Origin of the sequence: Paenibacillus sp. FSL k6-2145 (genome assembly GCF_037976585.1) — a bacterium.
GTDB lineage: Bacteria > Bacillota > Bacilli > Paenibacillales > Paenibacillaceae > Paenibacillus.
The window spans coordinates 4,521,158-4,547,183 of sequence record NZ_CP150267.1; the positions used below are offsets into that span (position 1 = coordinate 4,521,158).

The 26,026-nt window shown below is 46.0% G+C and carries 20 protein-coding genes; 17 read left to right on the forward strand and 3 right to left on the reverse strand.

Annotated features, from left to right (window positions below; translation table 11 throughout):
• Positions 1–258 precede the first annotated feature (258 nt).
• From NZ043_RS20115 to coaD, 12 genes are all read left to right on the forward strand, one after another.
• Positions 259–597, forward strand: a complete 339-nt coding sequence (locus NZ043_RS20115) for a VOC family protein (RefSeq protein ID WP_062323243.1) — start codon at positions 259–261, stop codon at positions 595–597.
• 350 nt (positions 598–947) lie between these two features.
• Positions 948–3,998, forward strand: a complete 3,051-nt coding sequence (locus NZ043_RS20120) for a X2-like carbohydrate binding domain-containing protein (RefSeq protein ID WP_339312809.1) — start codon at positions 948–950, stop codon at positions 3,996–3,998.
• Positions 3,999–4,267: 269 nt separating this feature from the next.
• On the forward strand, positions 4,268–5,815 hold the full coding sequence (locus NZ043_RS20125) for a response regulator transcription factor (RefSeq protein WP_339309120.1): 1,548 nt from the start codon (positions 4,268–4,270) through the stop codon (positions 5,813–5,815).
• Positions 5,816–5,833: 18 nt separating this feature from the next.
• Complete coding sequence (locus tag NZ043_RS20130) at positions 5,834–7,603, forward strand: sensor histidine kinase (protein ID WP_339309121.1); 1,770 nt, start codon at positions 5,834–5,836, stop codon at positions 7,601–7,603.
• A 346-nt stretch (positions 7,604–7,949) separates the two neighbouring features.
• Entirely contained in the window at positions 7,950–9,233 is a 1,284-nt protein-coding gene (locus tag NZ043_RS20135; protein WP_339312811.1) for an extracellular solute-binding protein, read from the forward strand.
• 141 nt (positions 9,234–9,374) lie between these two features.
• Entirely contained in the window at positions 9,375–10,265 is an 891-nt protein-coding gene (locus tag NZ043_RS20140; RefSeq protein WP_036610887.1) for a sugar ABC transporter permease, read from the forward strand.
• On the forward strand, positions 10,258–11,088 hold the full coding sequence (locus NZ043_RS20145) for a carbohydrate ABC transporter permease (protein ID WP_062833750.1): 831 nt from the start codon (positions 10,258–10,260) through the stop codon (positions 11,086–11,088). The genes NZ043_RS20140 and NZ043_RS20145 overlap by 8 nt, the downstream gene beginning before the upstream one ends.
• A gap of 157 nt (positions 11,089–11,245) precedes the next feature.
• Positions 11,246–14,293 (forward strand): glycoside hydrolase family 2 TIM barrel-domain containing protein, encoded by a 3,048-nt coding sequence (locus NZ043_RS20150; RefSeq protein WP_339309122.1) that lies wholly within the window; start codon positions 11,246–11,248, stop codon positions 14,291–14,293.
• Positions 14,294–14,463: 170 nt separating this feature from the next.
• Positions 14,464–14,769 carry a hypothetical protein gene (locus NZ043_RS20155; RefSeq protein WP_017689244.1) on the forward strand — a complete coding sequence of 102 codons (306 nt, stop codon included), beginning with the start codon at positions 14,464–14,466 and terminating at the stop codon, positions 14,767–14,769.
• Positions 14,770–15,287: 518 nt separating this feature from the next.
• Positions 15,288–15,722 carry a hypothetical protein gene (locus tag NZ043_RS20160; protein WP_339309123.1) on the forward strand — a complete coding sequence of 145 codons (435 nt, stop codon included), beginning with the start codon at positions 15,288–15,290 and terminating at the stop codon, positions 15,720–15,722.
• A 300-nt stretch (positions 15,723–16,022) separates the two neighbouring features.
• The gene (gene rsmD, locus NZ043_RS20165) at positions 16,023–16,631 is read left to right on the forward strand and encodes a 16S rRNA (guanine(966)-N(2))-methyltransferase RsmD (RefSeq protein WP_036609474.1); all 609 of its coding nucleotides are present in this window, start codon (positions 16,023–16,025) and stop codon (positions 16,629–16,631) included.
• A 1-nt stretch (position 16,632) separates the two neighbouring features.
• Positions 16,633–17,139 carry a pantetheine-phosphate adenylyltransferase gene (coaD, locus tag NZ043_RS20170; RefSeq protein ID WP_085981453.1) on the forward strand — a complete coding sequence of 169 codons (507 nt, stop codon included), beginning with the start codon at positions 16,633–16,635 and terminating at the stop codon, positions 17,137–17,139.
• Here coaD and NZ043_RS20175 read toward each other — a convergent pair.
• Positions 17,117–18,445 (reverse strand): nucleoside recognition domain-containing protein, encoded by a 1,329-nt coding sequence (locus tag NZ043_RS20175; protein WP_249911104.1) that lies wholly within the window; start codon positions 18,443–18,445, stop codon positions 17,117–17,119. The genes coaD and NZ043_RS20175 overlap by 23 nt on opposite strands.
• A 314-nt stretch (positions 18,446–18,759) precedes the next feature.
• Here NZ043_RS20175 and NZ043_RS20180 point away from each other — a divergent pair, with 314 nt between their 5' ends.
• Positions 18,760–19,800 (forward strand): SepM family pheromone-processing serine protease, encoded by a 1,041-nt coding sequence (locus NZ043_RS20180; protein WP_091031961.1) that lies wholly within the window; start codon positions 18,760–18,762, stop codon positions 19,798–19,800.
• A gap of 335 nt (positions 19,801–20,135) precedes the next feature.
• Here the strand turns inward: NZ043_RS20180 and NZ043_RS20185 are convergent, their stop codons facing one another.
• Together NZ043_RS20185 and hmpA are read right to left on the reverse strand one after the other, a co-directional pair.
• Entirely contained in the window at positions 20,136–21,368 is a 1,233-nt protein-coding gene (locus tag NZ043_RS20185; RefSeq protein WP_339309124.1) for a nucleotidyltransferase, read from the reverse strand.
• A 294-nt stretch (positions 21,369–21,662) separates the two neighbouring features.
• Positions 21,663–22,898, reverse strand: coding sequence for an NO-inducible flavohemoprotein (gene hmpA, locus NZ043_RS20190; RefSeq protein ID WP_091031955.1), 1,236 nt, complete (start codon positions 22,896–22,898; stop codon positions 21,663–21,665).
• A 462-nt stretch (positions 22,899–23,360) separates the two neighbouring features.
• Between hmpA and NZ043_RS20195 the strand changes: the two genes are divergently transcribed.
• The 4 genes from NZ043_RS20195 to plsX all read left to right on the forward strand — a co-directional run bounded on the left by NZ043_RS20195 (position 23,361) and on the right by plsX (position 26,021).
• A complete protein-coding gene (locus tag NZ043_RS20195; protein ID WP_091031953.1) occupies positions 23,361–23,867 on the forward strand; it encodes a DUF177 domain-containing protein in 507 nt (168 codons plus the stop codon).
• 67 nt (positions 23,868–23,934) lie between these two features.
• On the forward strand, positions 23,935–24,108 hold the full coding sequence (gene rpmF, locus NZ043_RS20200) for a 50S ribosomal protein L32 (RefSeq protein WP_017689233.1): 174 nt from the start codon (positions 23,935–23,937) through the stop codon (positions 24,106–24,108).
• A 372-nt stretch (positions 24,109–24,480) separates the two neighbouring features.
• Entirely contained in the window at positions 24,481–25,029 is a 549-nt protein-coding gene (gene fapR / locus NZ043_RS20205) for a transcription factor FapR (RefSeq protein ID WP_047842457.1), read from the forward strand.
• Positions 25,026–26,021 carry a phosphate acyltransferase PlsX gene (gene plsX / locus NZ043_RS20210; RefSeq protein ID WP_017689231.1) on the forward strand — a complete coding sequence of 332 codons (996 nt, stop codon included), beginning with the start codon at positions 25,026–25,028 and terminating at the stop codon, positions 26,019–26,021. The genes fapR and plsX overlap by 4 nt, the downstream gene beginning before the upstream one ends.
• The last annotated feature ends 5 nt before the right edge of the window (positions 26,022–26,026 follow it).

Genomic DNA, 26,026 nt, shown 5'->3' on the forward strand with positions numbered 1-26,026 from the left:
ATGCAGTGAACCTTAGTGAACCTCTGCCTGGTTTGCCAGGTAAGAAACGATTTCATTTTTTACTCTTATATAAAATGTCAAAAGGTGCTGTTCTAACAGCATCTTTTTTTGTTGATTTAGATTATCGTCTGTATAGAACAAAAATAAAACGACTTTTCATTGAAGTAACGGACCGAACACTTCCATTTTGTGGTATTATTTGGATTGAAGATAAAGCTCTACGGAGGACGCATTAAATATGTAGGAAAGGGTGTAATTATGAAATTAAATCATCTGAACCTAACAGTTACTGATGTTCCAGCTGCTCGCGAGTTTTTAGAGACTTATTTTGGTATGAAATGTGAAGGTACGAGAGGAAACGCATTTGCAGTTATGTTTGATGATGAAGGCTTTATTCTCACTCTAATGAAGGGTAAAAACGTACTCTATCCAGTGACTTTTCATATCGGATTTCCCCAACCGACCGAACAAGAGGTTGACAGAATATATAGTCTTTTGAAAGACAATGGCTTTGAAGTAGACGCACCTAAACATGCACACGGTTATACTTTTTATGTTGAAGCCCCTGGTGGATTTACTGTTGAAGTCTTGTGTTAATCTATATCCCATTGAAGTCGCTATTTTAGCGGCTTTTTTTGTTGTATAAACGATTTTAAACACTGAAAATATTTTACAAAAATCGGAATTTCGACAGAGGGGTTTGGGGGTTTCCAGCGAATGTTATTTATTGAAAGTATTATCCAGATAACCGCGAATCAAGAACAATTATGTAAGCGCTTAACAATATGACTGAAAGGGGGTGAGGCTTCTTGTATCAAGGGATGCATTGATTCGTCTGGCACGCCATCATCAGCACGATGAGACAGCGGGGATAGACCGAAATGCAGTAACGAAGTAGAAGAGGAGGATAAGTTGATATGAGAACGTTTATGGGTAAATTGCGAATGATGAGTCTGACGGTTGCCGTAGTAACCGCTTCGCTGGGAGGACTTGCTGGAACGACACTGGCGGCACCAAGTGAAGCCTATGAGTGGAAAAATGTGGTGACGGGTGCAGGAGGCGGGTTTGTACCGGGTATTATTTTCAACGAGTCGGAAAAGGATCTGATCTACGCCCGTACGGATATCGGGGGAGCCTATCGCTGGAATGCGGCTGACGAGAGGTGGATACCCTTAACGGATTTTGTCGGCTGGGATGACTGGAACAAGAATGGTGTGGACGCACTGGCTACGGACCCGGTTGATCCCGATCGGGTGTATATGGCAGTTGGGACGTATACGAATTCGTGGGACCAAAATAATGGCTCCATCTTGCGCTCTACGGACCGGGGAGATACATGGCAAACCACAACACTTCCGTTCAAAGTGGGCGGCAACATGCCGGGACGTTCAATGGGAGAACGCCTGACCGTGGACCCAAATGATAACAGTATTCTGTATTTCGGTGCACGAAGTGGTCATGGGTTATGGAAAAGTACCGATTACGGTGTGACCTGGAACGAAGTCACAAGCTTCCCGAATCCGGGAAATTATGTGCAAGATCCTTCGAATGAATATACCAGTGACATCGTAGGTCTGGCATGGATCACGTTTGACAAAACAACAGGTTCGGCAGGGCAAGCAACCCAGACAATCTATGTAGGTGTTGCGGATAAAGCTCAAAGCGTGTATCGCAGCACAAATGGCGGCCTGACCTGGTCAGCAGTTGCTGGTCAACCTACAGGTTATATCCCGCATCATGGTGTGTTTGATTCAGACGGAAGCCTCTATATTACGTACAGCGATGGTGTTGGACCGTATGATGGGGAAAAAGGTGACGTGTGGAAACTGAATACATCGACAGGTGTCTGGAGCAACATCAGCCCTGTTCCAAGCAGCAGCACGGATAATTATTTTGGATATGGCGGATTGGCTGTTGATGCACAGAATCCCGGTACATTGATGGTCGCTACATTGAATTCCTGGTGGCCGGATGCCACCTTGTTCCGCAGTACAGATGGCGGAGCGACGTGGACACGCATATGGGAATTTGAAGGATATCCGAACCGGAAGTTGCGTTATACACAGGATATTTCGGCAGCGCCATGGCTCACATTTGGCACCAATCCTGCCCCACCCGAAACAACCCCAAAATTGGGCTGGATGATCGGTGATCTGGAGATTGATCCGTTTGATTCGGATCGCATGATGTATGGAACAGGTGCTACGATCTATGGGACGAAGAACCTGACAGACTGGGATGATGACGAAAAAATCAATATTTCAGTGATGGCGAAAGGGGTTGAGGAGATTGCCGTACTGGATCTGATCAGCCCGCCAAGTGGTGCACATTTGATAAGTGGAGTGGGGGATGTCTCCGGATTCCGTCATAACAATCTGGACCAGGCGCCAGCTACCATATTTACGAGCCCGAACTATTCTTCCACAGAAAGTCTGGATTTTGCAGAGTTAAGTCCAAATACGATGGTTCGCGTAGGTAAAGCAGATTATGCTGCTGATCCAAATGCAAAATCCATTGGTTTGTCCAGTGACGGAGGCACTACGTGGTATAAGGCCAATGCAGAACCTGCCGGCACAACCGGAGGAGGGACCGTAGCCATCTCTGCGAATGGTAACCAACTCGTATGGAGCACATCAGATAAAGGTGTACATTATTCGACTGGCGGCAATTCATGGACGGCAAGCACGGGGATACCTGCACAGGCAAAAGTGATATCGGATCGTGTCAATCCAAACAAATTTTATGGATTTGCAGCCGGTAAAATCTATGTGAGTGTGAATGGTGGTGCTACTTTCACGGCCTCACCTGCGACCGGACTTCCGATGGAAGGAAATGCCGATCTGGATGCCGTTCCAGGCGTTGAAGGCGAACTCTGGTTTGCTGGTGGTAGTGAGGAAGAAGGTCCTTACGGATTATGGCATTCCACGGATTCAGGAGCGACATTCACGAAGCTTGCCAATGTAGAGGAAGCAGACAGTATCGGATTTGGTAAAGCGGCCCCAGGGCAAAACGTTGTTGCGTTATACACGGTTGCACAGATCGATGGAACACGTGGATTCTTCCGCTCCGATGACGGTGGGGCTAATTGGGTTCGTATCAATGATGATCAGCATCAGTATGCTCGTGTAACCACTATTACGGGTGATCCGCGTTTGTATGGAAGAGTATATCTCGGAACAAATGGCCGCGGAATTTTATATGCTGACCGTGTTGGAGGTAACAATGGCGGTGGAGACGGCGGGGGTACACCAGTGACCAACTCTGTGATTACACCGGTTACAGCCGAATTTGATCGCAAAGCAGGCAATCAGGTTAATATTCCAGTCACGTTAACGCTGAACGGCAATACACTTGTCTCCATTCGCAACGGGAATGCAACGCTGGTTTCAGGTACAGATTACACGTTGACAGGCAATGAGGTCGTATTAAGTAAAAACTACCTGGCTTCACTGCCAAATGGCGCAGCGGCGCTAACCTTTCAATTCAGCGCAGGCGCTCATGCGACCTTGAATCTGCTTATTAAAGACACGACAGCTGCACCTGTTGGAACCATACGCATTGAGATGTTTAACAGCAACACTTCAGCAACGGGCAGCTCGATTAGTCCCAAATTCAAACTGACAAATACGGATACTACAGCTTTGAATCTGTCTGATGTGAAAATCAGATACTATTATACGATAAACGGTGAACAGCCTCAGAACTTCTTCGCTGACTGGGCGACTGCTGGCAGTTCGAATGTAACAGGCACGTTCAGTGCACTCAATCCAGTTCGGACAGGTGCTGACCACGTGCTTGAGATTGGATTCACAGCTTCCGCTGGAACTCTGAATGCAGGACAAAGCACGGAAATCCATACGCGCATCTCAAAGAACAATTGGACCAACTATACGCAAACGGATGATTATTCTTTTGCAGGTAGTCAGACTTCCTATACGGACTGGTCCAAAGTCACCGGTTATATCGCGGGAAGTCTCCAATGGGGAATTGAACCATAAGTGAGTGATTTAACGAAATAGGATTGAAATAGGGGTCCTGATTCGCCAAATGATCAAATGGCGAGTCGGGGCTTCTTATTTTGTCGAAATATAGTGTAAACTATAGATAGTTACCATTGCTTAAAGGATCATTTTAAGATATAAAAAGATGTACAATCAATTTAAAATTAATGTAACCGCTAACACTGGAAAGTGTTTATAACCGATATATAATAGTTGGTATAGCCTGTACAGATATAGAGGAAAGATTAGACAAGGGGGTCGCGATCATGAACCGGTTGTGCAAGGTGCTGATTGTTGACGATGAGTTTCTGGTAAGACAGGGCATAAAGCACCATATGAACTGGGAAGCGGAAGGATTTATCATTGTGGGTGAAGCTTCCAACGGTGAAGAAGGATTACAGCAGGTGAACCTGTTAAAACCGGATATTGTGATCACCGATATTGTCATGCCTGTCATGGATGGCGAAACGTTTGTCCGTACACTAAAAGCCAGTAATCCGCAGATTGAAGTTATTGTACTTAGCAGCTTCAGTGAATTCGAGTATGTACGTTCAACGCTTCAGCACGGGGCAGCCGATTATATACTGAAACCCAAGCTGGATACAAATGAATTATTGCAAGTCCTTCAACGCACAGCGGGTAAAATTCCGGAGCTACAGTTCGAGCCGTCGCACGATGGCTGGAGACTTGGGCAACTGATGGAGAAGATGCTGTCCGGATTTACACTGGATGAAGATAGCGAAATGCCGATGATTCGAGATACCTTTCCGTATGAATCCTTTCGCTTGCTTGTGTATAAACCCGTGGGTGCTGGGGGAAATCCACTGAAGATGGATCAGGAACAGATTGAATCCAAGCTCAGGAGCGATCTGCCTGAAGTAGAATGTGCAATGGTTCCAGCAGAGGGTACATTACCTGTAATGCTTCTTAATGTCGACCCTGCAAGAGATGAATGGATGCTTGAACGGATCAGACAGTTGGCCAGTGAAAATGCAGCAGGAGAAGGCAGTCCTGGTTGGGTGCTTAGTGAAAGCTTTACTTCATTTGAACAAATGGGTGTTGTTTACCGGGAACATCTGATTAAGCTGATTGAATATCGCTTCTATTATAAGGATCGACCAATCCTGGTGTATGGTGAACTGCCTCCAATGCATCCCGCAGGTTATCAGTTTAATGTGAATATGTTTTTGCAGCATGTGAAGCGTAACCGGGTCGAAGCGGCAAGGGAGTATTTACAGGATCATGCAAAAACACTTGGACGGGATTATATTGCGGATGTGTTTGAGATCAAATCATTTCTCGGTAACTTGATCTTCAACGTGACCATTACCCTCGCGGATATGGATGTCCAGTCCACCGGGCTGGAAGAGAGCAAATATACGTATTTTAAAAATGTGGACGGGGCTTCAAGTCTGGACGAAGTCATGACTGTGCTTGACCAATTCATGACCGAAGTTCAGGAGTGCACCGCTGGTGCGGGTGGAAAACGAAGTGATCCCAACATGAAGATGCTGCTGGATTACATGCATGAGCACTTTGATCAGCCGCTCGGGCTTGCTGAAGTAGCCAAGCATTTTCATTTTAATCCATCGTATTTATCCAGTTATTTCTCATCTCACAAAAAAGAAGGATTTAATGAATACTTAAATAAAATTCGGATAGAAAAAGCCGAGGAACTGCTCCGATCCGATGATGTAACGATCTCTGAGATTAGCAGTATGGTAGGCTATTCCGATCATAGTTACTTTTGCAAAGTGTTCAAAAAATTCACTGGATTATCACCAAGCCGATACCGGCGCAAATTCTGGGCATAAAGTCAGAAGGATAAAATCATGAAGAAATGGATGAACCAATTATCTCGTCTCGGATTGTTTCCCAAGTTGTTTTTGGTTATGGTGGTCAGTATTGTCCTCGTTTCTGTACTCATCTTATGGACGACCATTCACATGTCAACCAATCTGTTTACTGAGACGTTCAGTATCACAAACTCCAAGGTGCTTAATCAGATCAAGACAAATTTTGAATCCTTTAATGAGGCCATTGCTGCCGTATCCAATAATGTGACGCAGAGTGGAGCGATCAGAGGATTCCTGTCCGAAGGAGATGCCGATTCCCTCACGATGGCCAAATCCTTCTATAATATGAGGGAAACGATGGATCGAATTCAGTCCATAACCGAATCCTACGAAGTAGGGATAACGATTATCGGGATTAATGGACGGAGCTATTCCACGAATCGTGCTCACCTTCAGTTGTCCGTGGATGAATTGAAGCAAGAGCCAATTACGATGGAAGCTGCTGAGACGCCCAGTCGTCTTATCTTTGATGATTACCAAAACGAGGCAACGATCGGGAGTCAGCAGATGATCTCTGCGACGAAAGCGTTGACGGACCGAACACGCAGCCGAATATACGGTACGCTCTATGTCACGATGAGAGAAGACATATTCCGGCAATTTTACAGCAGCTTTACAAGTCGTGGCAATGATGTGGTCATTATGAATGAAAAAGGTGAGATTGTATCATCGAATCGTGAAGACTGGATCGGAACAACTCAGCTGGATTTGCTATCGTATGCCCGGGATATGAACAACAACTCTCCGAGAAGTATTAATGCTCGTGTGATGGATCAGGATAGCGTTGTGCTATCCGAGTATCTACCGTTCTATCGGTTTTATATTGTCAATGTAGTGGATAAGGACCTGGCGATGGGTCAACTTATCGACATGAAGACGGTTGCCCTGATCTGTGCAGCTATCGTTGTGGGGGCACTCATCCTTGTGTTTCTCATCACCAGCCAGATTACCAAGTCACTGCGCAGACTTGTGAAGCAGATGTCCAACATTACAAAAAGTGATCTGGACAACTACATTCCGGTGAGTGGAAGCTACGAGAGCAGGCAGCTTGGTCATGCTTACAATTACATGCTTGATGAACTGCATGATTATGTGGATCAATTAGTACAGACACAGCATGAACAACGCAACGCAGAGCTTGCGGCATTACAGAGTCAGATTAATCCTCACTTCTTGTACAATACACTTGCATCTGTCAAAGTTCTGGTGCAACAAGGCAACAAAGACAGGGCTGCGGAGACCATTAACGCATTAATTGGATTGCTGCAAAATACGATCAGTGATGTGAGTCAGACGGTTACAGTGGAGCAAGAAGTCGAGAACTTGAAAAATTATGTCTTCATTAATCACGTCAGATATGGTGGCCGGATTAAAGCAGCTTTCTACGTTGCTCCGGATTGTACACACTATCATGTACCCAAACTGGTGATCCAGCCGTTTATCGAGAATGCATTTTTCCATGGATTTATCAAGAAAGAAACGGGTACGATTCATGTCATGGTTTCCAGAGCGGGAGAATCACTCATCTGTGAGATTATGGACAATGGTGATGGAATTGAAGGGCTTGTCATGGGAGAAACATTGCCCAATCCAAAGAACAATCGTCAACTATTCAGTGGTATCGGTATTCGCAACGTACATGACCGTATTGAGTTATTATATGGTTCACCTTACGGTGTCACGATTATGAGCAATGTCAGTGAAGGGACGAGAGTAACGGTTACATTGCCTTTAATCACGAGTTGAATTGAAACCCGATTCGATTGAATACACTAAAATCGAGATCCCTCGCTTCTGTTTTCTACAGAGGCGGGGGATTTTCACGTGTCAGAGGTAAAGCGGGTGAATTTTGTACTATTTCAAGATCAAGAAATTACAAAATCAAAAGAAATTACAAAAAACCAAATTTAATGCAAACGGTTTCTGTAAAGGTTTTCATTGTGGCAATAAGATGACAAATCCGTACAAAATTATTACTAACGAATGGAGATATGGGAATGATAAGATGAATACATCGAAAGCAACCGCTTTCAGAAAACGTAAACAAATTACACACAAAGAGGTCGAAGGGGAGTTGAATGTTTTGAAAAAAATGTGGGTATTGATGCTCGTTACAGTACTGCTGTTGTCCGCATGTTCATCCGGTGGCGGAGGTAATTCCGCTAGTGGTGGTGACGAAAAAACAAACGAAATTACGGTCTGGGCTTGGGACAAAGCTTTTAACGTAGCTGCAATGGAAACAGCAAAAGAAGCATATCAAAAAGCAAATCCTGATGTGAAAATTAACATCATTGAATACGCTCAAGCTGATATCATTCAGAAACTGAACACAGGTCTTAACTCCGGAACTGCCAGCGGTCTCCCAAACGTAGTTCTGATTGAAGACTATCGTTCACAAAGCTTCCTGAATGCATATCCTGATGCGTTCAAAGATCTGTCTTCCAGTATCACGGCTTCCGATTTTGCAGATTACAAACTCGGACCAACAGCGTTTGATGGCAAACAATACGGAGTACCATTTGACTCCGGCGTTGCTGGTTTGTACTACAGAACAGACCTGCTGGAGCAAGCTGGCTACAAAGCAGCTGACCTGCAAGACATCACTTGGGATGACTACATCCAAATTGGTAAAGACGTAAAAGCTAAAACAGGTAAAGAGCTTCTTTCTCTTGACCCGAATGACCTTGGTTTGATTCGTATGATGATCCAAACTGCAGGTAAATGGTATTCCGCAGAAGATGGTAAAACACCTGACATTGCTAATAATGCTGCTCTGAAAGAAGCGTTTATTACTTACAAAGCAATGATGGATGCCAACATTGTTAAATTGCACTCTGACTGGAGTCAATTCGTTGCCAACGCCAATAACGGTAGCGTAGCAACAATTCCTACAGGTAACTGGTTCTCACCATCTGTACGTCAAGAAGCTTCCCAATCCGGTAAATGGGCTGTAGCTCCAATGCCGAAAATGGCTGGTCAACCAAAATCTGTTCACGCATCCAACTTGGGTGGTAGCTCTTGGTATGTTATGAACAACGTTCCTGGTGCAGATCAAGCAGCTGATTTTGTAGCAAAAACATTTGGTTCTGACAAACAATTGTATCAAGATCTGTTGAACAACATCGGCGCAATTGGTACGTACAAACCAGCAGTTGATGGTGACGCGTATGCCAAAGCAGACGAGTACTTCGGCGGACAAAAAATCTTCACAGACTTTGCGAATTGGACGAAAGAAATTCCAAGCGTAAACTATGGTATCAACACATATGCCATTGAAGATATTCTGGTAGTAGAAATGCAAGCATTCCTGAACGGTAAATCAATCGATGACGTTCTGGCTGATGCACAAAAACAAGCTGAAGCACAATTAAACTAAGATACCCAAGGTAACTTATAGAACCCTAGGAAACATCGGAGCCGTCTCCCATGTCCGGCGCAAGTCGAACCGGATATGGCGAGAGGCTCCGTGGGTTCTACCCATGTTCCATGGAGAGAGAGGAGCCATACTGTGAAAGCCATGAATACAGGAGACAGTCTCCAAAAGAAAAATAATTTGACTGGATGGGCTTTTGTTTTGCTGGCTGTTGTCGGGATTGTTGCATTTTACTTCTACCCGATGATCCAAGCGCTGCTCTTATCGTTCAAGTCTGGTGTAGGAGCCAATCTTGAATTTTCGGGCCTTTCTAACTACAAAAGATTGTTAGTTGATACAACGTTCCGTACAGCATTATCGAATACATTTATCTACTTGATCATTCAAGTGCCTGTAATGATTATTCTCGGTTTGTTTATTTCCGTATTGCTGAATGACAGCACACTACGCTTCCGGAGCTTCTTCCGTACAGCGATTTTCTTGCCTTGTGTAACTTCATTGGTAGCGTACTCTGTTGTATTCAAATATTTGTTTGCACCAGATGGAATGGTGAATCAATTCCTTATGGGCTTGCACATTATTGGCGATCCAATTCAATGGATCACAGACCCGTTCTGGGCTAAAATTACGATCATAATCGCCGTTACTTGGCGTTGGACCGGATATAACATGATTTTCTATCTGTCATCCCTGCAAAACATCGATCAATCGATCTATGAAGCTGCAAGAATTGACGGAGCGAATGCTTTTACACAATTCTTCAAAATCACAGTACCTTTGCTTAAACCGATTATCCTCTTCACGTCGATCACATCAACGATTGGTACATTACAAATCTTCGATGAGATCATGAATATTACCAAAGGTGGTCCAGGTAATGCGACCATGTCGATTTCACAATACATCTACAACCTTTCGTTCAAATATTCACCGGACTTCGGTTATGCAGCAACAGTGTCTTATTCCATCGTAATCTTGATTATTGTATTGTCCATCATCCAGTTTAAAGTGGCAGGTGATAATAAAAATGGCTAAAGCTAAAGCAAAACGGATTTTCACGTATGTGTTCCTATCCATCGTCGCCTTTGTATCCATTTTCCCTTTCTTCTGGATGCTGGTCAGTTCAACAAATGCATCAGTCGATGTCACCAAGGGTAGACTGCTGCCGGGTTCAGCTTTCATTGATAACTTTAACAAACTGATTGATTCGACAAATCTGGTACAGGCTCTCGGAAACTCGGCGATTATCTCTGTAATCTCCACTGTCTTGGCACTGTTTATTGGTTCCATGGCAGGTTATGGCTTCGAGGTATATCGCACGAAGTCCCGTGATGTCGTGTTTAATATCCTGTTGTTGTCCATGATGATCCCGTTTGCAGCGATTATGGTACCATTGTATCGTATGTTCGCAACAATCTCGGGAGTTGCACCGGTTATCGGAATCAACACGATGGCAGCAGTGATCCTGCCAACCATCGCAACAGCGTTCCTGATCTTTTTCTTCCGTCAGAACACCAAAATGTTCCCGAAAGACTTGCTCGAAGCTGGACGTATTGATGGTTTGAGTGAACTCGGCATCTTCTTGAAGATCTATATGCCAACCATGAAAACAACATATGCAGCGGCAGCAATCATTACATTCATGAGTAGCTGGAACAACTATCTGTGGCCACTCATTGTATTGCAAACACCTGACCAACAAACGATTCCGCTATTGATCTCAAATCTGGGTGCTGGTTATTCTCCAGATTACGGAGTAATCATGACAGCAATCGTTATTGCAACACTGCCTACAGCAATCGTTTTCTTCATCATGCAGAAACATTTTGTTGCAGGTATGGTAGGTTCCGTGAAGTAATGAAAACAGCATAATCCGTGCAAATGACGGGTGCAGGAAAGAAGAGAGGGCGCTGTTATGGCGTACCTCTGTCTTTTTTGTTTATGTAAAGCAAAAGGAAATCCAGAGTAAACCTTGAATAAGTCAAACTATAACGTTTTAAAGGGAGAGAGAGCCGATGAAAGCAACAAAGGCAGATATCAACTGGTTGGGGGACGTAAGTGTATTTGAGGTGAACCGTCTGCATGCTTATTCCGACCACCGTTATTACCAAACAATGGAAGAAGCAGTAGGTTCAAGCGCGATGTCCATGCGTTATGATCTGAATGGTACGTGGAAATTTAACTATGCTATTCGTCCAGACAGCCGTTCTGAGTTTTTCTATACATCCGATTTTTCCAGTGAAGGCTGGGATGATATTGAAGTTCCGGGGCACATCCAGCTACAAGGATACGGACAGATTCAATATGTAAATACACAATATCCTTGGGATGGCCTGAACGAAATTCGTCCGCCGGCATTGCCGCAGGATAAAAATCCGGTTGGAAGTTACATTCGCACATTCCACCTGCCGACAGGTTGGGAGTCGAATCCGGTATATATTTCTTTCCAAGGTGTAGAGTCTGCATTCTATGTATGGCTTAACGGACAATTCGTAGGATACGGGGAAGATAGCTTTACGCCATCTGATTTTGACCTGACGCCATTCCTACAGGATGGAGAGAACAAGCTCGCAGTTGAGGTGTATCAACGCAGCACAGGTAGCTGGCTGGAAGATCAGGATTTCTGGCGTTTCTCCGGTATTTTCAGAGATGTGTATCTGTATACGGTCCCTGCTGCACACGTACGTGATGTTCATGTGCGCACAGATCTGGACAAGTCCTATACGAACGGTACATTGCAACTAGATTTGAAACTGGAAGGAAAAGCGGTTGCTGGAGCACGTGTAGAGGCTGAACTTCGTGATCGTGAAGGTAATACCGTTAAAACGTTTGAATCCGAGGTTAACGATGGACAAGTAAGTCTTCGTGAAGATATTGGTACAGTGAATCTGTGGAGCGCAGAGATTCCATACTTGTATCGCCTTTATATTCGAGTATATGATGCTGCGGGTACACTGGTTGAGGTTGTTCCTCAAGCCGTTGGTTTCCGTACATTTGAAATGATTGATAAAGTGATGCACATCAACGGTAAACGTATCGTATTCAAAGGTGTGAATCGCCATGAGTTCAACCCGCGTCGTGGACGTGCAGTTACGAAGGAAGATATGCTGTGGGATGTTCGTACGATCAAACAGAATAATATGAATGCTGTACGTACGTCACACTATCCAAACCAAAGTCTCTGGTATGAGCTGTGTGATGAATATGGATTGTATGTTATTGACGAGATGAACCTGGAGACACACGGATCTTGGCAGAAACTTGGTGCCGTTGAGCCTTCATGGGTTATTCCAGGTGACAAACCGGAATGGCATGATATCGTTATGGACCGCGCTGTATCCATGGTGGAGCGTGACAAAAACCATCCGTCCATTCTGATCTGGTCTTGTGGTAATGAATCACATGGTGGTGAAGTCATCTACAAAGTATCCCAATACTTCAAATCAGCTGATCCAACACGTCTGGTACATTACGAAGGTGTATTCCATGATCGCCGTTTCGATGAAACAAGTGATATGGAGACTCGCATGTATGCCAAACCGGCGGACATTGAGGAATTCCTGAATGCAAACCCGACGAAACCTTATATTAGCTGTGAGTACATGCATGCCATGGGTAACTCTATTGGCGGTATGCACAAATATACGGAGTTGGAAGACAAATATCCGATGTATCAAGGTGGATTCATCTGGGATTACATCGACCAATCCATTTATAAAAAAGATCGTTACGGCAAAGAGTTCCTCGCTTATGGCGGAGATTTTGGTGATCGTCCATCAGACTATTCGTTCTGTGGCAACGGTATCGTCCATGCTGACCGTAAAGTAACTGCGAAAATGCAGGAGGTTAAATTCCTGTATCAAAACATCAAGCTATTCCCGGATCGTGAAGGCGTTAAAATCGTGAACGGTAATCTGTTCGCAGATACATCTGCGCTGGAACTGGTATACAGCCTGGAGCGCGAGGGGCATGAAGTACTGCGTGGAACATTGGAAGTGAACGTGGATGCACAAAGCGAGACGGTTGTGAAACTTCCGCTGGGTGCAGATGCTCTGACGGGTGGCGAGTATGCTGTGAACACTGCACTTGTGTTGAAAGCTGCTACACTGTGGGCTGACAAAGGCGAAGAAGTGGCATTTGGACAGTTTATTTTCACACAGGATCAGGTAAATGATGCAGTTGAAGTCGACTTGAACCTTGTAAGTGATGTACAGGTGGTTGAAGGTGACGTTAACATTGGTGTTCGTGCTGGCAAGACACATGCGCTGTTCTCCAAACAGTTTGGGACACTGGTTTCCCTGAAATTGTCCGGTCGTGAGACGATTGCTGTACCACCTGCACCGCTCTTCTGGCGTGCAATGACGGATAATGACAAAGGTATGGCGATGGGCTTCGAACTGGGTGCCTGGTATGCAGCGAGCCTGATGCCACGTTCTGTAGAGTGGAAAGCGGAACAGAAACCGGATCAATACCGGATCGAGTTCACGTACAAGCTCAACATTTCGGAGGATGTACAAGTGAAAGTGGTATATACCGTTCATGCAGATGGAAGCGTACGTGTGCATAATACGTACAAAGGTACAGCTGGATTGCCAAACCTGCCAATTCATGCATTGTCCTTCAGAACATCACCTGACTTCGAAAACGTGGAATGGCTCGCGATGGGACCCGAAGAAAATTATGCAGACCGCGCATTTGGCGCACGTCTGGGTATCCATGGCAGCAAGGTAGTTGATACCATGGCTCCATATCTGGTACCACAGGAATCAGGCAACCGTACGGGCGTACGTTGGGCCAAATTGACAGACAACGCGGGACGTGGCTTCAAAATTGAAGCAACCGGAACTCCAGTCGAGCTGAATGTCTCACCATATACAGCATTTGAGCTGGAGAACGCACAGCATGCGTACGAATTACCTCCTGTGCACTATACGGTCGTGACTGTAGCAGGTAAACAAATGGGTGTTGGCGGTGATGATAGCTGGGGTGCTCCAGTTCATCCGGAATACCTGATCCCTTCAGACGGCGAACTGACATTTGAATTTGTCATTCGAGCACTGTAAGTAAAAGAATCGTACAGAATAAAGAATGTATACTATAAAGAACAGAGGTCTTCGCTCATCGGAGGCCTCTGTTTTGTTATGTCAACGAACAGCTTGAGAGGCATTGTATGAAACCGTTCTCTCTCCAACCTCGTAATGTACGAGACAGGAAACATAAGAGGGGGTTCAAGATGAGTAAAAAAGCAAAGACAGGTATATGGGTGACGGTGTTGGTCTTCTTGGGTATCATTGTTGGATGTTTCATATGGTATTTCAATACCGCTTCAGGTGAACGTGCACTCAAAACGATGAGGTCCAATAACTCGGGTGGGCTGGAGAGGGTTGTTAAAGTGTACAGCAATAATGGTGAATTGATTCAGACCTATGATGGCAAAATTGACGTGGAAGATACGGAATACGGCAATAAAGTATTATTTGATCTCAATGGGAAACGTGTTGTGATCTATAATGCAACGATTGTTGTTGAAGAGAAGTAAAGCGTTATTTGCGAGTCTTGAAGAAGCGCTGGTTCCGAATTTGGAATTACACCTTATCTCTTATATGGTATAATTAAGGAAATATATAAGGGTCGGGTGAGATTTTTATGGTGGATATGTACCTCATAATCCTTGTTGCTATCTTGGGAATGGTCCTGTTTTATAGCTTGATCGCTTATTTCTTGATTCGTTTCATTTCGAAAAAAGCTTTCAAGCTGACGTTAACCAAATATGAAATGATGGAGATTATAACCTGGCTCGCAGTGTTGTTTATTACCTTCATGATGATTAAGACGGGTTCGATAAATCTTCTCTTGCCGGTTGTTTTACTTATCATTCCATTGATCAATTTGCGGATTTCCAATCGGAAACATAGAGAGTTGAACTCGTGAGGTCTTGCTACGTTGGGGCAAGGCACAAGGAGGATGAACATAGGAAAGGTTGACGGAGATTACATCACTAGTCAACCTTTTTTAGTTGTATTCTGAATGGTGAAAATGAACGGGAGGAGTTCAATAATGATCTTCGAAAAATCAACGGATACTTCAGGATTAACGCAGGTTGCCAATCTATCGGATGAGTTGCAGCCTATTTTTGATCAAGCAGAAAGCAAATATCAAATAGTTGATATTGAACTATTCTTTGTTTTCAGGTGTCTCCCTGAGGAATACGAGAGAAGGTCCACGGTCAGGCATGTGAAGAAGGAGAATGTTATATATTTCGATCTGGTGGTTAGCGAGGATCGGTATAAGACATTAAGCAAAAGCAAACAACGATATGCGTTAAGCCATGAGTTTTATGCTTTTTTGAGTGAAAAGATCCAGAAATACAAGATTGAACATTTAAAAGTGAATGAGTTTATCACAGATATGGGCATGTGGCTGAGGGAGATCGGATGGTTGCAGACCAAAGATGAAGCCGAAATAAGTGAATTTGAAGAAAAGTATAACTAACAAAATAAAGTGATATAAACAACAAAAATAGGCCCTCTTTCGAGGGCCTACTTTTCATGGGAGAGGAGAAACCGGACGAAGAGCTTATGGGGAAACGTAAGTCTTCTCCGCGGTTGTCTACGACACTTGTGATGTCGATAATTATAGAATCGCCCGATTGTTTTCTTTTTATACATATGCGTCAACAATTCGTCAACAATTTTCCAAGGGAAATGAAGACCGCACATTTTTCAAACTGAACCCGAGTGTGGTACGATAGTCGTATCAATAAACTTACATAGAGAAAAGGTGACTCGTCAAGTGAGAGTGGTATCTGGGAGTGCAAAAGGCAGGCCGCTGAAGGCTGTTCCTGGCACGGGTACGCGGCCGACCACCGACAAGGTGAAGGAAGCGTTATTTAGCATGGTTGGTCCTTATTTTGAGGGCGGCACAGCATTGGATCTGTTTGCAGGCAGTGGAGGTCTCGGTATTGAGGCGCTGAGCCGCGGCATGGACAAGGCTGTTTTTGTTGATTTGGAATCAAAAAGTATTGAAGTTATCCGCATGAATTTGAAGGCGACCAAGCTGGAAGACCAGGCGGCCGTATATCGTAATGATGCAGGTCGGGCATTGAAGGCACTCGCCAAGCGAGGCACAACGTTTGATCTGGTATTTCTCGACCCGCCATATCGCATGAAGAACGGGCACGAGTTGATGTTAACCATGCACGAACTGGAACTTCTGGAACCCGAAGCAACCATCGTGCTTGAATATGAATCCAAACATGATTACCCTGAGCAATTCGGCCCGTTTGAACAAACGCGCAAGGCTTTGTATGGGGAGACGGCAGTATCCATCTATTATTATGCGCCAGAAGCAGTTGAAGATGGAGAATCCATTACACCGGAAGAGGAGGCTCCTCATGACTGAAATGATACACCGACAGGAACGGATCGCCGTATATCCTGGAAGTTTTGATCCCGTAACGATGGGGCATCTGGATATTATCGCCAGAGCGTCAAAGCAATTTGATCGCGTCATTGTGGCTGTGTTGAACAATATGAGCAAAAATCCACTGTTTACGGTGGAGGAACGCAAAGAACTGATTACGGAAGTAACCCGCCATCTACCAAATGTGGAGGTAGACAGTTTCCGCGATCTGACGGCCAATTACGTCCGGCAAAAGGAAGCTCAGGTCATCGTTCGTGGTATACGCTCGGTAACTGATTTTGAATACGAGTTGCAATTGGCATCGACCAACAGCAAGTTGAATCCGGATGCGGAAACGATATTTATGATGACGAATCCGAAGTATTCCTATTTAAGTTCCAGCATCGTCAAAGAAATCGCTCATTATCATGGAGATGTTACAGATCTTGTATCACCTGAAGTGGAAGCTGCGCTCCGTCAGAAAATCAGCGAGAAAACCGGCGGTTAAACCAGAAGGTAAGACCCGATAGACTAACCATGACTGCAAGAAGTAACACAAGACCCATGCATGCGACAGGGAAGACGCTCCAAACAGTGTTGATTGTGTATGTGTTACCAAGACTATGTATGAATAGCCAATTAAATGGTGTCGAGAGGTCCTGCTCTGCATTCGTTTGTAATGTGGTCCAGACTTCTGTGCTATAACGGCTGAACGGCATCCATAGGAACAGACTGATGAAAAAGGCGATTAATCCATGAGTCAGACGAACTCCCGCAAAGTACAACATCGATTTGCTGCTTGGACCAGTTGTTCTCAGGACAGCAGAGACTTGCAGATGGGAGCATAATCCACCCCATCCCAGAACGGCTGCAAGTAGAGATATGAGCAGCATGGGTGTAAGTGAAGTATGGCTCAAATGATAGGTGCCCAGATGAAGCTCAAAGAAGGCTGGCCACAGTGCAGCAGAGGACCCGGGAGTCAGATATAGGGAGACCAACCGGATAAACACGGCAAAACCGATCATGTATCCACCAGTCATCATCAAGGTCTGTACAGCTTGGGATACGGTGTCACCGAGCAGTTTGCCAAATCCTCTTCCATCACGACGATGGGCTTCTCTGGCTGCAATCATCATATCAGACCATATACTGCGTCGTTTGAACGTTGCGTCGTGGGATGCAGATGAGCGACTTGTGGAACTTGCAGGCTGAGAATCAAGAGAGCTCTTATCTGCTTGTACGGCTGTCGAGCCAACCCTGTCTTTCTGGTTACCCGGTGCAGGCAGGAGACGTGTGGCAAGAATGGCAGCAATCCAGCCGCTGATCCAGTGGACCATGAGTAGAAAATATCCGGCTGCTGGCTGGTGGAGAAAAGCAGCACCAACGACCAGTATGATCATCATTGGATTGGCAAAATGAGATGCCGCCGCAAGGACAACCGCCTGCTTGGCGGTAATTTGTCTATCCTGAAATAAACGGGATACTGCATCTGCTCCTGCGGGGAATCCGCCGCACATGCCAACGGCAATTGCCAGACCTGCGTTGCCTGGAAGCCTAAACCAGCGTTGCATTAACGGTCCGAGCAAGGCGCCGATCGCGTGGGTGAATCCAAACGCAGTGAGCATTTGGGATAACATGAGGAACGGGAGCATGGCAGGGAAGATGATTTTCCACCATATATCCAGACCTTGAATAGAGGCATCAAACGCTTCTTTGGGGGAAGCAACTACCGCAATGACCAACATTAAAGCGCCGGTACTTAGGATTATCGTTCGTAACGGGCCAGAATCTCTAACCTCGCTCTGTAATGTCATCGTTTCACCTCATATCAGATAACGCCGATTTGGCATCTGAATCGTTATGGACGGCCGAATGACGCCCGAAGGGCGGTTCGGCCTTGACCGGACAGGCTATTGTATACAGCGGCCTATCCGGCCTGTACCATTGTATGCACAAGGACCAGAGTGTTAGACTTGAAAAAAATGATTAAACAAGATGAGCTGAGTATCTGCATTATAAGGAGCGTGAATCTAACCGACGAATGGAAGTATTCACAAGGTGGAATTACGATCGCTGATTAGTGTAGAGTTCAGCTTATATAGAGATACAAAGAACGGAGGCTCATGCGATGAATCGGATTCGGAAATCTGGCGGATTCAGAGCTTCGATCTTTGTGATCGTGGTGGCTCTGGTCGTCTATGTTGCCGTGTACATGCCAACGCCGTATATCATATATATGCCTGGCAGTGCAGACGAAGTAAAACCAATGGTAACCGTTAAGGGTGGAGACCAGGAAGAACGCGGTGTGTTCATGATGACGACCGTGTCGGCAACATATGCCAATGTGTTTTTGCTAGGAACCTCTCTGTTCAATAAAAATGCTCAAGTGGATAAAAAGGAAGACCGACTGCGCGGCAAAAGCGAAGCGGAATATTCTGCCGAACAGGTGTGGTTCATGAGTGACTCACAATCCTCCGCAATGGAGGCTGCATATGAGCAGGCTGGTGTGACTTATTCTATTGTACCTGAACATATCTTTGTATTTGGACTGTCCGAAGATCCAAAACCGGAAGGAGATATTGCTCCGGGAGATATCATTCTGGGAGTGAATGGAACAGCTACGCCGGATAATACGGTGCTTTCTGCCCAGTTAAAAGATAAAAAGGTCGGAGATACAGTCGAAATGCAACTGGAACGTGGTGGAGAGACCATTAGCCGGGACGTGAAACTGATTCAGGTAAAAGATAGTAAAACGGGTGAAACCCGCCCGGGACTCGGCGTTATGATCGGTGCGGTTCAGAAGGTGAAAGCTGAAGATCCGGACAAACAGATCTCCTTTACCGATACTCAGGTTGGTGGTCCGTCTGCCGGTTTGATGTTTACGTTGGAGATCTATAACCAGTTAACACCTGGAGATCTGACCAAGGGGCATCGAATTGCGGGTACAGGTACCATTACTAAAGACGGTGTGGTGGGTGCCATTGGTGGTGTAGTGCACAAGATTGTAGCCGCTGACCGGAAAGAAGCGGAGATCTTCTTTGTACCTAAGGATAACTATAAGGAAGCAGCAGCCAAGGCTGAACAGATCGGCACCAAAATGAAACTTGTGCCTGTAAGCACGGTAGATGATGCGCTGGCTTATTTGAAAACCCTGTCCGTGAAATCATAGATTATAATCGGGCGGGAAGAGATCGAGCCAACGTTGAACCGGATGGATAATGAACGGATGAAATCGGAATAACTGATTACAGTGGAATGAAGTGTGTTCAAGAGATTTGAGAAGATCAACAAACTCACTAGACCCAAAGGTTAAAGATAACCAAAAGAATTAAGAGAACAAAAGAAGTTAATAAGGAAATCCCCTTGTTGCGAGGTGCCTAAGCGGTGCGCAGCAAGGGGATTTTTTAATTGTATAGTTGAGTAACGAATAGTGGACATCAATGATCTGATTGATGATGGAATAAAAAGCTCCTTAGGAGATGAAGCCTTGTGGTCAAAAGCGGATTACAGCCTTACAGGCGACTCATAGTAGTCACTGAACATCCTGCGTGTGTCCCTATGCTCGCAAGCGAGTCCATACGCAACCTGAGCTTGGATATCCAGTTCCAGTTGATTGTGTGTGAACGTCGACGGTTTCAGCACAACAGGCAGTGTCGCGGTTTTCTTCATTTGTTTAAGCAGGCTCTGCCCTTGAGCATTAAATCCAAGGACTCGGAGATATCCGGGTCCGGCAGCCAATTGCTCTGGTGAACACTCGGCTTTGGTGTGATTCAGGAGCAGGTGGGCGAGCATACGCTGGAGTTTGGTGCGTGTGTATCGTTTGGTCTTCAGTGCATTCAGGAGTGCTTCGACTGAAGGCTCCGGGAGCTGAGCGAGTGCGCGGCTCAGCCGGTGTTCCAGGCCTTCCGTGACTTCGGCGATGCGTTCCAGCTCGGAGGCACGGCGGGTAGCCGCTAGGTGCAACAGCGGCTGCGCAAAGCGCTCCCAGTGTATGGGAGCGCGCCCTTCCTGCCATTCGCGATGCAGAATGGCAAGGGTTGCCGCCGGCACGTATGGCGCGGCGGCGTTGGGACCGTCCGCCATCAGCAGGCGGCGGACGGCTGTTGCACTGGCGATCGCCCCCGGCCCGGGCGTCGCCTCATGATACGCGGCACCGGTACGCGCCGCCGTAAAGGGCTGGATCGCGCTGCCAAGTCGTTGCAGCGCGATCAGGTAGTGCAGCCCAAGCGAATTGTTGGGCTGCTCCAGCAGTGCAGCGGCGTCGTGAGCATCGACGCCGCCGGGCGCCAGCGCCGCCGCCGCGCCTGCGTACGCGGCGGGGTAGCTGGCGCCTTCCCGCAGGCGGCGCGCGATGTCCTCGCGCATCCCTGCGGGCTCCACAGCCAGCACGCGCGCAATGCGCTGCAGGCTGTCCAGGTCACCGGACTCGCTGCCAAAGCAGAGCGAGTCCACAATGCCGGTGCGGTGCAGCAGCGATACCGCACCGAAGGCGAACCACTCTGCCGGTTGGACCGCGTACGCAACCGGCAGTTCAAGCACCAGATCGGCGCCTGCGTGCAGCGCCATCTCGGTGCGTGCCCTTTTACCCACGATGGCGGGCTCGCCACGCTGGAGAAAAGGGCCGCTCATGACTGCAACAACGGCGTCTGCGCCGCTTAGCCGCCGAGCTTCTTGCAAATGATAGACATGCCCATTGTGCAAGGGGTTATATTCAACAATGACGCCTACGGCTTTCATGATTAGACGTACTCCTTTCGATTGGATAACCGAGTATGTATAACATCCATTCCATCATAGGGGATGTCATGTATTAGATCAAATCATGCACCAATTCAGACAAGAAAAAGGCACAAATCCAACATCAACGGATGTCAGAATGTGCCTGTAAATCTATTGTATATTACACATTTTCGATATATGGAGAATGACCTCTTCATAACTTCATCTTAATAATTCAGCATGATAGGACACTTACCTATAAACTTATACATTAGGAATTTAGGACAATCACATCTCACAATCTCAGAACACCTAGACACTCTCCGGCGCGGGAGAAAGACTAGCTTTCGGCCCAAAAAATTCATAATGAATGTTGTCTGCTGCAACTCCAAGCGCCAGAAGCTCCGTATACACTGCCCGCATGAACGAAACGGGTCCGCACAGATAATAGGTGGCATCCAGTTCCTCAATCACTTGGCGAAGCCAGACCGCATCCATATAACCTTCCTTATGAAAATGACTGCTCATATGATCAGAATTCTCAGGTTGTGTATAACAATAATATGCTTTAACGCTCTCATTAAGTTCGGCCAGACTGTTCACGTGATCACGGAACGCGTGAGATTGACCATTGGGACTTGCATGTAAAAAAGTAATTGCACGGTTTTCGTTCAAATGAACCAGCGTATTTAACATACTGATCATTGGCGTTAAGCCAACACCCCCACTAAGTAACACAACAGGACGTTTATCCTCTGCATCCAGCGTGAAGTCGCCAGCAGGAGCGGATAGTTCCACTTGACTACCTTCTTCAATGTGATCGTGGAGATACGTGGATATGACTCCATCAGGACGCTCTAATCCACCTAGCTCACGCTTAACGGAAATGCGATAGTAGGGTTTACCCGGGGTATCTGAAAGGCTATACTGACGAATCTGGGTAAATGACTGTGCCTCTGGCTGGATTTTGATACTGATGTATTGTCCCGGTTCATAGGTGGCGATAGGCTGACCATCGTCTGGAACGAGGTAAAAGGACGTGATGATTTCACTTTCCTGCACTTTCTTGGCAACCTTGAAGGTACGAAATCCTTCCCAGCCACCCGTCTGGTTTACCGCTTCCGTGTACATGTCCTGCTCGATCCCGATAAAGGCGTCTGCAATGACATTATAGGCTTCGCCCCACGCGGTGATAATCTCATCCGTTGCCGCGTCTCCGAGTACATCTTTGATGGCTCGAAGCAGATAGGTGCCGACAATCGCATATTGCTCGGGAACGATACCCAGGCTGCGATGTTTATGTGCAACTTGCCGGACGGCAGGCAGGATGGAGGACAGATTATCGATATGCAGGGCAGCGGTGTATACCATATTGGCGAGGGCAGCTTGCTGTCGTCCCTGTTTCTGATTTGCGTGATTAAAAATATTTAGCAGTTCCGGATGAGCTGCGAACATCGTTTCATAGAAATGGCGTGTGATCGCTTCACCGTGAACTTCAAGTACGGGGACTGTAGATTTAATGACTCTAATAGTGTTCTCACTTAACATACATTTTCCCTCCCGATATGATATGAAATAGTTGGATAATAAATCGGTCATGGAGCTGATCGTGCTTTGGTTTATAGCAAGTATAGATAGGGGGCAAGCGGGTCTATGTGATATAGATCACACTAAACGTTAACGAAATGTGACCGCTGTTTGCAAGGAACTACAACTAAAATGACGACTTGTGATTTATCTTGAAGTGAGTCTATAATAGACCAGATGGAGTAAACGGTTCTGAGCCATTGGTTTTAAAAAGGGTGTAAAGTTAAAAGTGTTGACAAACGTCTTGAAAAATCGGTATAATGATTTTTGTTTGTTAAGTCAATTTCATAATACTTTTAACGATGAATCGTCAGAATACATACAGTCAGGATATATTGCTTTACAAAAGCAGGCTTGACCTGTATAACTGTCGTGATACGTTTGACATGAATTATGAAATTGGTTTCGTTTGGAGTGATGGAAATGTTAATGCCATTTCGCAAAGTGGCTACCAGTGATGGCCCCCTGAAGTTTAACGAACAGTGGGATATCAAGGAACTGGTTTCTAACCGACAAGATATCACAGCCGTTACCCCGCTGACTGCGGACTTATCTGCAGAATTCAGAGAAGGTGACGTTGTGGATGTTCATGGCAAGCTGACCATAGGAGTGGACATGTTGTGCTCCCGTTGTCTTAAGCCGATCAATGAACATTTTCATATTGATTTTCATGAGCAATTCAAGCAGGGAAAACAGCCAGAGGAATTACACGAAGACGATGATACGCTCTATGTGGATGGAGATAGCGTTGATCTGAAGGGTTATGCCGAGGAAGCTTTTCTGCTGGATCTTCCGTTTATACCGCTATGTAGCGATACATGCAAAGGGTTATGCCCCAAGTGTGGCCATGAGCTGAACGAAGGTGACTGCGGTTGTGATAACCAGGTTATCGATCCGCGGCTTGCAGGGCTCAAGGATTTTTTTAAATGAGCATGATTGAAAATCGAACATTTTAAGACTACCTGCAAAGGTTGATTTTGATAAGGAGGTGGGAATAATGGCAGTACCTCAACGGAGAACGTCCAAGACGCGTCGCGACAAACGTCGCACTCACTTTAAATTGGCTGTACCGGGCATGGTGAAATGTGAACAATGTGGCGAACTTAAACTTAGTCACCACGTGTGCAAAGTGTGCGGAACGTACAAAGCAAGAGAGATCATCTCTCAATAATAGTTGGACATTAAGTAGCACTTCATTTCGATGAGGTGCTACTTTTTTTGGATTAGAGAGTGTAGGTAGAGTGAGCTAACTAGCATGAAATCCTTGCTCCACAAGGGTGAATTGTTTTTGTTAGGCCAGTCTTTCTTTTTGACACGGGATGAGATATACTATAGTTTAGTACCAGGTTCTAAGATTTGACGTTACATATAGATGAACCATAATCCGTTTGAGAACGACCCTGGTGACCAGGGATGCAACTATAGAAGCAACACGAAAGAATGGTTGAACTGGCCGGACGGGACGGTTCCGTAAACGATACAGCGGGGGGTGTCAGGCATCGAACGTGTACCGAAGAGACAGAGGCAACAGCAGTTAACCAAAATGATAGAAGAGAACCCGTTTGTGACGGATCAGGAACTTACACGCCAATTGAAGGTAAGTATTCAGACGATTCGTCTTGACAGGCTGGAACTTGGAATACCCGAACTTCGGGAGCGGATGAAACTGATGGCAGAGCTCTCGTATGATCAGGTACGCTCGTTGCCCTTGCATGAGATTATCGGTGATATTGTGGATCTACAACTGGACAAGAGCGGGATTTCCCTGTTTGAGATTAAGGAAGAACACGTGTTTTCCAGAACAGGCATTGCACGTGGACACTATGTCTTTGCACAGGCTAACTCCTTGGCTGTAGCGATTATTAATGACGAGATCGCGTTGACTGCATCAGCAGACATTCGCTTTGTCCGTTCGGTTCATTTGGGAGAGAAATGTATTGCAAAGGCTTATGTGAGATCGATTCCGGGTCAAAAGGGCAAAGCCAAAGTGGAAGTATTCACTTATGTAGGTGAAGAAATGGTGTTTCAAGGCAACTTTGTAATCTACCATTCAGGTGGAGAAGACAGCGGAGAAGGAGGTCATTTGGAATGAAAATCGTCATTGATGCCATGGGAGGCGACAATGCACCTGCATCAACGGTAGAAGGTGCGATTGCTGCAGCCACGGAATGGGCGGATACACAGATCGTCCTGATCGGCGATGAAGCCAAGCTGGAGCCTCTTTTGAGTCAGTCAGGTGTGAGACCTGCCAATCTTACGGTCCGGCATGCTTCCGAAGTTATTGGTTCGGATGATGAACCCGTCAAAGCAGTGCGTCGCAAGAAGGATGCCTCCATGGTGGTCGCAGGCCGCATGCTGAAAGAGGGCGAAGCGGACGCGATGATTTCGGCGGGCAATACTGGAGCGTTGATGACAGCGGGTTTGCTTGTTGTAGGTCGCATGGAAGGCATTGAACGTCCGGCGCTTGCGCCTATGATTCCAACGATTGATGATGTAGGTGTGCTTGCGTTGGATCTGGGAGCGAATATGGATGCCAAACCGGAGCACCTTGCACAATATGGCCTGATGGGCAGTTTGTATCGGCAAAAAGTACAGGGCATTGAGTCCCCACGAGTGGGCTTGCTCAATGTAGGAACAGAGCCAGGCAAGGGAAATGAGTTAACCAAACATGCATATCCTTTACTGGAACAACTCCCAATTCGTTTTGTCGGTAATGTTGAGGCACGTGATGTGCTGACTGGTGCTTGTGATGTGCTTGTATGTGACGGTTTTGCAGGGAATATACTGCTGAAGTCGCTGGAAGGCACAGCAGGTGCCATTTTCGCCTTGCTTAAGGAACAATTTTCATCTTCTCTCAAAAGTAAACTGGCTGCAGCTGTACTAATGCCTGAGCTGCGTGGGTTGAAACGAAAGCTGGATTATACGGAGCATGGCGGAGCGCCGCTCCTTGGTTTGAGCAGACTGGTTGTGAAAAGTCATGGATCTGCTGATGGCAATGCCATCAAAAATGCTGTGCGCCAAGCTCGGATTGCAGTGCAGAATCAGCTGGTAGAGAGTATATCTAAGGAAATTAGCGGGAAGTGAGTGAC

Bases quoted from the DNA above. Each gene is read 5' to 3' on its own strand.
- NZ043_RS20115 (WP_062323243.1), top strand. From the start codon at position 259: ATGAAATTAAATCATCTGAACCTAACAGTTACTGATGTTCCAGCTGCT.
- NZ043_RS20120 (WP_339312809.1), top strand. From the start codon at position 948: ATGAGTCTGACGGTTGCCGTAGTAACCGCTTCGCTGGGAGGACTTGCT.
- NZ043_RS20125 (WP_339309120.1), top strand. From the start codon at position 4,268: ATGAACCGGTTGTGCAAGGTGCTGATTGTTGACGATGAGTTTCTGGTA.
- NZ043_RS20130 (WP_339309121.1), top strand. From the start codon at position 5,834: ATGAAGAAATGGATGAACCAATTATCTCGTCTCGGATTGTTTCCCAAG.
- NZ043_RS20135 (WP_339312811.1), top strand. From the start codon at position 7,950: ATGTGGGTATTGATGCTCGTTACAGTACTGCTGTTGTCCGCATGTTCA.
- NZ043_RS20140 (WP_036610887.1), top strand. From the start codon at position 9,375: ATGAATACAGGAGACAGTCTCCAAAAGAAAAATAATTTGACTGGATGG.
- NZ043_RS20145 (WP_062833750.1), top strand. From the start codon at position 10,258: ATGGCTAAAGCTAAAGCAAAACGGATTTTCACGTATGTGTTCCTATCC.
- NZ043_RS20150 (WP_339309122.1), top strand. From the start codon at position 11,246: ATGAAAGCAACAAAGGCAGATATCAACTGGTTGGGGGACGTAAGTGTA.
- NZ043_RS20155 (WP_017689244.1), top strand. From the start codon at position 14,464: ATGAGTAAAAAAGCAAAGACAGGTATATGGGTGACGGTGTTGGTCTTC.
- NZ043_RS20160 (WP_339309123.1), top strand. From the start codon at position 15,288: ATGATCTTCGAAAAATCAACGGATACTTCAGGATTAACGCAGGTTGCC.
- coaD (WP_085981453.1), top strand. From the start codon at position 16,633: ATGATACACCGACAGGAACGGATCGCCGTATATCCTGGAAGTTTTGAT.
- NZ043_RS20175 (WP_249911104.1), bottom strand. From the start codon at position 18,445: ATGACATTACAGAGCGAGGTTAGAGATTCTGGCCCGTTACGAACGATA.
- NZ043_RS20180 (WP_091031961.1), top strand. From the start codon at position 18,760: ATGAATCGGATTCGGAAATCTGGCGGATTCAGAGCTTCGATCTTTGTG.
- NZ043_RS20185 (WP_339309124.1), bottom strand. From the start codon at position 21,368: ATGAAAGCCGTAGGCGTCATTGTTGAATATAACCCCTTGCACAATGGG.
- hmpA (WP_091031955.1), bottom strand. From the start codon at position 22,898: ATGTTAAGTGAGAACACTATTAGAGTCATTAAATCTACAGTCCCCGTA.
- NZ043_RS20195 (WP_091031953.1), top strand. From the start codon at position 23,361: ATGTTAATGCCATTTCGCAAAGTGGCTACCAGTGATGGCCCCCTGAAG.
- rpmF (WP_017689233.1), top strand. From the start codon at position 23,935: ATGGCAGTACCTCAACGGAGAACGTCCAAGACGCGTCGCGACAAACGT.
- fapR (WP_047842457.1), top strand. From the start codon at position 24,481: ATGATAGAAGAGAACCCGTTTGTGACGGATCAGGAACTTACACGCCAA.
- plsX (WP_017689231.1), top strand. From the start codon at position 25,026: ATGAAAATCGTCATTGATGCCATGGGAGGCGACAATGCACCTGCATCA.